7 protein-coding genes are annotated in these 7,980 nt (G+C 70.5%); 6 read left to right on the top strand and 1 reads right to left on the bottom strand.

The genetic code is table 11. The features are described 5' to 3' along the window. Nucleotides 1–193 (top strand): hypothetical protein (locus ACBY01_RS16975; protein ID WP_416462174.1); only part of this gene is annotated, 193 nt, incomplete at its 5' end. A 40-nt stretch (nt 194–233) separates the two neighbouring features. On the opposite strand, the gene ACBY01_RS16970 is transcribed toward ACBY01_RS16975, so the two are convergent. After that, a complete protein-coding gene (locus tag ACBY01_RS16970) occupies nt 234–1,430 on the bottom strand; it encodes a threonine ammonia-lyase (protein ID WP_416462173.1) in 1,197 nt (398 codons plus the stop codon). A 204-nt stretch (nt 1,431–1,634) separates the two neighbouring features. Here ACBY01_RS16970 and ACBY01_RS16965 point away from each other — a divergent pair, with 204 nt between their 5' ends. The 5 genes from ACBY01_RS16965 (at nt 1,635) to ACBY01_RS16945 (ending at nt 7,780) form a co-directional block, all read left to right on the top strand. Further along, the gene (locus ACBY01_RS16965; RefSeq protein ID WP_416462172.1) at nt 1,635–2,252 is read left to right on the top strand and encodes a YqiJ family protein; all 618 of its coding nucleotides are present in this window, start codon (nt 1,635–1,637) and stop codon (nt 2,250–2,252) included. 2 nt (nt 2,253–2,254) lie between these two features. Beyond that, entirely contained in the window at nt 2,255–4,060 is a 1,806-nt protein-coding gene (locus tag ACBY01_RS16960; protein WP_416462171.1) for a flotillin family protein, read from the top strand. A 75-nt stretch (nt 4,061–4,135) separates the two neighbouring features. Further along, nucleotides 4,136–5,899 carry a putative bifunctional diguanylate cyclase/phosphodiesterase gene (locus tag ACBY01_RS16955; RefSeq protein ID WP_416462170.1) on the top strand — a complete coding sequence of 588 codons (1,764 nt, stop codon included), beginning with the start codon at nt 4,136–4,138 and terminating at the stop codon, nt 5,897–5,899. Nucleotides 5,900–6,025: 126 nt separating this feature from the next. Continuing rightward, nucleotides 6,026–6,703, top strand: coding sequence for a DUF1013 domain-containing protein (locus ACBY01_RS16950; RefSeq protein WP_416462169.1), 678 nt, complete (start codon nt 6,026–6,028; stop codon nt 6,701–6,703). A gap of 198 nt (nt 6,704–6,901) precedes the next feature. Beyond that, nucleotides 6,902–7,780: a dienelactone hydrolase family protein gene (locus tag ACBY01_RS16945; RefSeq protein ID WP_416462168.1), complete on the top strand. Its 879-nt coding sequence runs from the start codon at nt 6,902–6,904 to the stop codon at nt 7,778–7,780. Nucleotides 7,781–7,980 lie beyond the last annotated feature (200 nt).

Genomic DNA, 7,980 nt, shown 5'->3' with positions numbered 1-7,980 from the left:
GATTGCCCGGCTTCGCGAAGCCGGGCAATCGCACACCGTTCCGCATACGAGAGCTGTCGGTACCTGGTTCCCATCGCAACACCTCAACCTGGTGTTGCACTTCTTTTGTGAACTCGGGGCATCCATTCGCGCTCCGCTTGCGACTCCAGCTGTAGCGGCAATGGATCCTGACTTTCGTCAGGATGACGAATAGGGGGCGGGTCGGAGGGAGCAGGACCGCCGCTCCCCGCCCCTTACAGCCGCGTCACCGCATAATGCTGCTGCAGCGCGGCCACCACCGCATCGCTGTGGGTCGCGTCGCGCGCCTCGAACATCACTTCCAGCCGCGCCGCCTGGACGCTGGGGGAGGTGAAGAGGCGGTGGTGCGACACTTCGATGATGTTGGCGCCGGCCTCGCCGATCCGGGTCGAGATCTCGCCCAGCACGCCGGGCCGGTCGGGGATGTCGAGGATCAGCCGCATCAGCCGCCCGTCGCGCACCATCACCCGCTGCAGCACGTTGGCGAGTGCGCGGTTGTCGATGTTCGCGCCGCACACCGGCACGCCGACCTTCTTGCCCCGGAACAGCTCGGGATAGGTGAGCAGCGCCGCGACGCCGGTGGCGCCCGCACCCTCGGCGACGATCTTCGCTTCCTCGGCCAGCAGCGCGATCGCGGTTTCGATCGCCCGCTCGGGGACGGTGAGCACCTGCTTCACCAGCCGGCGCGCGATCTCCAGCGGCTTGCGGCCGACGTCGCGCACCGCGATCCCCTCGGCGACGGTGGCGCCGCCGACGCTGACCGGGCTGCCCGCCAGTTCCTGCGCCATCGCCGAATAGCTTTCCACCTCGACCCCATAGGTGTCGATCGGCCGCCCTGCACCCTGCGCCGCCAGCGCGGAGCCCGCGATCAGCCCGCCGCCGCCGACCGGGATCGCCAGCGTGTCGAGCTCGGGCGCATCCTCGATCAGTTCGAGCGCGAGCGTGCCCTGGCCGGCGATCACCGCGTCGTCGTCATAGGGGTGGACGAACACCAGCCCCTCGCTTGCCGCGAGATGCTGCGCGTGCGCGGCGGCCTCGGCCAGCGTTGCGCCGTGCAGCACCACCTCCGCACCCCAGCGCGCGGTGCGCGTGACCTTGGTCGAGGGGGTGAAGGCCGGCATCACGATCACCGCGCGGATGCCCAGCAGCGACGCGTGGCGCGCGACCGCCTGGGCATGGTTGCCCGCCGACATCGCGACCACGCCCGCGGCGCGTTCGTCCGCCGACAGCAGCGCCAGGCGATTGGCGGCGCCGCGTTCCTTGAACGCACCGGTGACCTGCAGCGTGTCCAGCTTCAGCCAGACGTCCGCGCCGGTAATCCGGCTGATCGCATCGCTGTGCACCACGGGGGTGCGGATCACCTTGCCGGCGATCCGGGTAGCGGCTGCGTGGACGTCCTGGGAAGTAAGCACGGTCGGCCCTCTTTGTTGGTGCCTCGTCGGCGGCGCGGTGCGCCGCGCCCGCCTACAACCACCAAAGCCGCCGCCGGACAAGGAAAAGCGGCGTCGGCAATGCTGCTGCACCCGCGAGACGAGGTCGCGGAAGACATCGATCCGATTCCGCTAGAGTGTGAACAGAAGCGTCCCTAAGCTTCGAGTCGAATCGGGGAGGGGGCGTTGTTCGACTTTCTTGGCGCACCGCAGAATATCGCCTTCACTGCGGCGTTGCTTCTCATGCTGTTGATCGGGCTGGTGCAGGCGATCGGCTTCGGCGTCGACTTGGATGCCGACGCCGACTTCGATGCCGACATGGGCGGCGACTTGCTGTCGTGGCTCGGCGTCGGGCGGGTACCGCTGCTGATGCTGCTGGTGGTGTTCCTCGGCATCTTCGGCGCGCTCGGGCTGCTGGGCGAGCAGGCGGCGCTCGACTGGACGGGGGCGCTGGTGAGCGGCTGGATCGCGGCACCCGTCGCGGGCGTGGTGGCGCTGCCGCTCACCGGCCTCGCCGCACGCGGTCTGGCGCGGGTGCTGCCGCAGGACCACAGTACCGCGATCCCGCTCGACGAGCTCGTCGGCCGCTTCGCGTCGATCGTGATCGGTCGCGCCGCGCCCGGCATGCCTGCCCGCGCGCGGGTCGAAGACCGCTACGGCCAGCCGCACTACGTGATGGTCGAGCCCGACAACCCCGGACAGAGTTTCGAAGAGGGCGAGCAGGTGCTGCTCGTCCGGCGTGAGCGCGACGGCTTTCGCGCCATTTCCCGCGGCGACCACAAGTTGCCCCAGCTAGGAGCCTGACGATGAATACCGACGTGGTGGTGCAGCAGTCCGGGATGTTGACCACGGTCGGCATCGTGGCCGGGGCGGCGCTGGTCCTGCTGCTGGTGATCGGCCTGCTGTTCGCCAAGCTCTATCGGCGCGCGTCGAAGGAGATCGGCTTCGTGCGCACGGGTGCGGGCGGCGAAAAGGTCGTCATCAACGGCGGTGCGCTGGTGCTGCCGGTGTTCCACGAGACGATGCCCGTCAACATGAACACGGTGCGGCTTGCGGTGGAGCGCAAGAACGCCGACGCGCTGATCACGCTCGATCGCCTGCGCATCGACGTGAAGGCCGAGTTCTACGTGCGCGTGCGCCCCGATGCGCAGTCGATCGCGATCGCCGCACAGACGCTGGGCATGCGCACCATGAACCCGGAGGCGCTGAAGGAGCTGGTCGAGGGCAAGTTCGTCGACGCGCTGCGCTCGGTCGCGGCCGGCATGAGCATGGCGCAGCTCCACGAGCAGCGCTCCGACTTCGTGCAGAAGGTGCAGCAGGTGTCGTCGGCCGACCTGGCGATGAACGGGCTGGAGCTGGAGAGCGTGTCGCTGACCGGCCTCGACCAGACCTCGATCGAGCACTTCAACGCCAACAACGCGTTCGATGCCGAGGGTCTGACCAAGCTCACCGAGCAGATCGAGCTGCGCAAGAAGGCGCGCAACGACATCGAGCAGGACACCCGCGTCCAGATCGAGACCAAGAATCTGGAGGCCGCGCGCCAGTCGTTCCTGCTGGGCCGCGACACCGAGTTCGCGCGGCTGGAGCAGGAGCGCGAGCTGGAGGTGCGCCGCGCCGAGCAGACCGCCGAGATCGCCCGCGAGCAGGCCGCCCGCCAGCGCGAAGCCGACGCCGCGCGGATCGATGCCAAGCGCCAGATCGACGCGCAGCAGATCGAGGCCGATCGCGCGATCAAGGAAGCGCGGATCGCCCAGGAGCAGGCGCTCGAGCTCGCCCGCCAGGAGCAGCAGATCGCGGTGCAGAACAAGAGCCGCGACGAAAGCCAGGCCAAGGCCGAAGCCGACAAGGCGCGCGCCGATGCCGTCGCGGCCGAGGAGCAGGTGGCGACCAGCCGCGAGACCGAGATCGCCGAGCGTACCAAGCGCATCGAGCTGATCGACGCCGCGCGTGAGGCGGAGCGCGCCGCGATCCGCATCCGCGTCGAGGCCGAGGCGGAGAAGCAGGCCGCATCCGACCGCGCCGAGGCCGCGCGCCTCGCCGCCGAGGGCGAGGCGGAGGCCGCCAAGCTGCGCGCCGAGGCCGACCGCGTCCGTTTCGAGGTCGAGGCCGCGGGCCAGCGCGCGGTGAACGAGGCGGCGAACCTGCTGTCGTCCGACCAGGTGTCGCTCCAGACCAAGCTTGCCCTCCTGAAGGTGCTGCCGGAGGTGATCCGCGAGGCGTCCAAGCCGCTGGAGGCGATCGACAGCATCAAGATCGTCCAGGTCGACGGGCTGACCGGCACCGGGGCTGCTTCCGGCGCAGGCGTGGCCGCGGACGGCGGCGGCGATCGCAACCTAGCCAATTCGGCGGTGCAGGCGGCGCTGCGCTATCGCGCGCAGGCGCCGATGATCGACGGGCTGATGAAGGAACTGGGCTTCGACGGCGGCTCGCTCGACGGGCTGGTGCGCGGTGCCGCGGAGGCGGGCGCGTCGCTCGACGGCGGCACGTCCGGCGGGAGCAAGGCCGATGGCGGCACGACCCGGCCGTCGATCCCGGGGCTTTCGGGCACGGCGACGGCGGTCAAGCCGCGGCCGTCCAAGTCGGTCGCGCCGCAAGAGACGGCTGCGGGATAGCTGGGTTTCCCCGACACAACGCCGGCGGCGCCGGTTCGCTTATCGATCCTTAACCCCGCCGTGGTGAGTGGCGGTATGGGAGACACCAGCGAATCGGCGCGCCTCGACGCCCTCCGGCAGCTGAACCTGCTCGACACGCCGGCGAGCGAGAGCTTCGACCGCATCACGCGTATGGCTGCGCAGATCTTCGCGCTGCCGATCGCAGCGGTGTCGCTCACCGACGAGGATCGTCAGTGGTTCAAGTCGCGGGTCGGCGTGGCGCACCAGTCGATCCCGCGCGACCGCGCGCCCTGTGCTGTCGTTGCCGAAGGGCGCGCGCCGGTGGTGGTCGAGGATCTGCTCGCCGATGCCTATTATGCCGACAGTCCGCTCGCGGGCACCGGCGCGCGCTTCTACGCCGGCGCCCCGCTGGTCACCCGCGAGGGGCACGGCCTGGGCGCGCTGTGCGTGATCGGGGTCGAGCCGCGCAGTGCCACCGCCGCGGAGTTGGCGGCACTCCACGATCTGGCGGCGATGGTGATGGCGCAGATCGAGCTCCAGCATGCGTTCGGGCGGGTCGATCCGGTCAGCGAAATGCCCAACCGCAACCAGTTCCTCGACGATCTCGCCGACCTTGGCCGCGACACGCCGGGGCGGGAGCGGCTGGCGGTGATGCTCGACCTGGCGCGCACCGACCAGATCGACGACCTCGTCCGCGTGCTGGGTTCCGGGCACCTGGACGATCTGGTGCGCGAGGCGGCGCGCGCGCTGCGCGGGCTGCTGAAGCGCAGCATACCCTATCATGTCGCGCCCACCCAGTTCGCCTTCGTGCTGCCGGCGGACTTCACCCTCGACGATTCGGTCGCCCTGCTCGCCGAGCAGCTCGCCCACGCCCGCGCCACCGACACCGCGCGCTTCGTCACCACGGCGGCGGTCGGCGTCGCGCCGTTCGTTCCCGGTGAGACCCCGCCACTCGACGTGCTGCGCACGCTCCACGGCGCGGTTCAGGACGCGCGCCTGCAGGAGCGGGGCGTCAGCGTCCACTCCTGCCGCAACGACGATGCGCACCAGCGCCGCTTCCGGCTGCTCCAGGATTTCGGCGCGGCGCTCGGTGCCGCCGACGGCCAGCTGCGCATCGTCGTCCAGCCGCGCATCGATCTCGCCAGCGGGCGCTGCATCGCCGCGGAAGTGCTGCTGCGCTGGCAGCACCCCGAGCTGGGCGAGATCTCGCCCGGCGAGTTCGTGCCGATCGTCGAGCAGTCGACGCTCGCCCGCGGCTTGACCGACTGGGTGTTGGAGGCCGCGCTGTCGCGGCTCGCCGCGTGGCAGCGCGCCGGCACGGCGGTGCCGCTGTCGATCAACGTCTCGGCGCACAATCTGGAGGAGAGCGACTTCGCCGAGCGCGTGGCGGACGCGCTGCGCCGGCACGACATCGCCCCGGCGATGATCGAGCTGGAGGTCACCGAGAGCGTCGCGGTCAAGCACGCCGGGCGCGCGATCGACCAGCTGCACGCGCTGGAGGCGGCGGAGATCGCGCTTGCGATCGACGACTTCGGCACCGGCTACAGCAGCCTCGCCTATCTCCAGCAGCTGCCGGTGCAGGTCATCAAGATCGACCAGAGCTTCATCCGCGACATGGAGACGGGCGATCGCCAGCAGGCGCTGGTCCAGTCGATGATCGTGATGGCGCACGCCTTCAGCTGCCGCGTCGTCGCCGAAGGGGTCGAGACCGCGGGGGTGGCGGCGCTGCTGCGGGTGATGGGCTGCGACGAGGCGCAGGGCTTCCACTTCAGCCGTCCGCTGGAGGTCGATGCCTTCGCCGGTTGGGCCGGGGCGGAGGGGCGGCGCAGCGCGGCCTGAGCGGAACCGCGGCGCCAAGGGATACGCCGGCACCGCCCGGCTTGCCTCGACCGCGATCGTGCACTACCTCTGCGGAGATACGGCCACCCCGCGAGGGGTGGCCCTTGTTGTTTCTGGAGAACTGCCGTGGCCCAGCCGTTGATGCCGCATGCGACCGCTTCCTGGCTGGTCGACAACACCTCGCTGTCGTTCGAGCAGATCGCCGAGTTCTGCGGGCTCCACATCCTGGAGGTGCAGGCGATCGCCGACGACACCGCCGCGACCAAGCTCACCGGCCGCGATCCCGTCCGCGCGCACGAGCTGACCCAGGACGAGATCGAGAAGGGTCAGGCCGACACCGCCTATCGCCTCCAGATCCAGAAGGGTCCCGAGCAGGTCCGCCGCACCAAAGGCCCGCGCTACACGCCGGTGTCGAAGCGCCAGGACAAGCCCGACGGCATCGCTTGGATTATCCGCAACCACCCGGAGATTTCGGACGGCGCGATCGGCAAGCTGATCGGCACCACCCGCACGACCATCGCCGCGATCCGCGACCGCAGCCACTGGAACATCGGCAACATTGTGCCGAAGGACCCGGTGACGCTCGGCCTGTGCTCGCAGCGCGAACTCGACGCGCTGGTTGCCAAGGCCGCAAAGGCCGCCGGCATGGAAGCGCCGACCGACACCCGCCTGGAAGGCGACCGCGAGGCGCTGCTCGAGCAGCTGCGCCAGGAACGCGAACAGGCCGCCCGCGACGCCGAAGCCCTCGCCCGCGGCGAGACGGTTGAGGCCAAGCCGGCGTTCTTCGACCCGTTCAAGCGGTAAGCGGGTCCGCCTTCCCACTCGCGTCACCCCAACGAAGGCTGGGGTCTCCCAGTGAGGGCGCGGGACAGGAGCCGCGGGAGATCCCAGCCTGCGCTGGGATGACGATTGTGGAGGCGGGGCGCCGCACCGCTCCCGCACCGGCTTCATCCTTGCCGCAAACCCCGCTAGCCTCGCCCGACCGACTCGGGGAGAGCTGGCATGACCGACATCCGCGACCGCGCGATCGCGCTCTACGACGCCTTCACCCACGACCATCGCGACCGGCGCGCCTTTATGCGGGAGATGGTCGCGCTGACCGGATCGGCCGTCGCGGCCGAGGCGCTGGTCGCCGCGATCGCCGCTTCGCCCGCCGCCGCGCAGCAGGTCCAGCCCGACGATCCGCGGCTGCGCACCGAGACGGCGGAGGGCACCGAGGCCGGCAAGCCCAGCAGCGCCTATTTCGCAGCGCCACGGGACTCCGGCCCCGCGCAGATAGGCACCGTGCTGGTGATCCACGAGAATCGCGGGCTCAACGACCATATCCGCGACGTCGCGCGGCGGGTGGCGCTCGCCGGCTTCCGCGCGATCGCGCCCGACCTGCTGGCGCCGCAGGGCGGCACGCCCGCCGACGAGGATCGCGCCCGCGACCTGATCGGGACGATCGACATGGATTTGGCGCTGCGCCAGGCCCAGGGCTATCTCGCGCGCGCGGCAAGCCAGCGGGGCGGCTCGAGCAAGGTAGGCGCGGTCGGCTTCTGCTGGGGCGGCGGCTTCGTCAACCGGCTGGCGATCGCCGCCGGCCCCGCCCTTGCCGCCGGCGTCGCCTACTACGGTCCCGCGCCCGATCCATCGGAAGCCGCCAAGGTACAGGCGCCGCTGCTGCTCCACTATGCCGGCAAGGACGCGCGGGTGAACGCGACCGGCGAGCGCTGGACCAAGGCGCTGGAGGCGGCGGGCAAGACCGTCGAGGCGCACGTCTATCCCGGGGTCGACCATGCGTTCAACAACGACACCTCGGCCGCGCGATACGATGCGGCGGCGGCGCAGCTCGCGTGGGAGCGGACCACGGCGTTCCTGCATGCGCGGCTGAACGGATAGCGGGTGCCGACCTTACCCCGCCGCTCCCGTCACCCCAGCGAAGGCTGGGGCCTCCCGGTGAAAGGGCGGGACAGGAGCCGCGGGAGATCCCAGCTTCCGCGGGACCTTTGCATAAAGCTGGGGATGTGATTCTCTTCGCTGGGTATCGGAGAGATGAGATGCGCAAGCAGACGAGGCCGGCGTCCTTTGCGGACCTGTTG

It is taken from the genome of Sphingomonas mangrovi, assembly GCF_047975845.1.
In the GTDB taxonomy this organism is placed as follows: Bacteria; Pseudomonadota; Alphaproteobacteria; order Sphingomonadales; family Sphingomonadaceae; genus Sphingomonas.
This window is presented reverse-complemented; position numbering and strand designations above follow the sequence as displayed.

Excerpts from the sequence above, each read along its gene's own strand:
- ACBY01_RS16960 (WP_416462171.1), top strand. The coding sequence starts at position 2,255 with ATGAATACCGACGTGGTGGTGCAGCAGTCCGGGATGTTGACCACGGTC.
- ACBY01_RS16955 (WP_416462170.1), top strand. The coding sequence starts at position 4,136 with ATGGGAGACACCAGCGAATCGGCGCGCCTCGACGCCCTCCGGCAGCTG.
- ACBY01_RS16945 (WP_416462168.1), top strand. The coding sequence starts at position 6,902 with ATGACCGACATCCGCGACCGCGCGATCGCGCTCTACGACGCCTTCACC.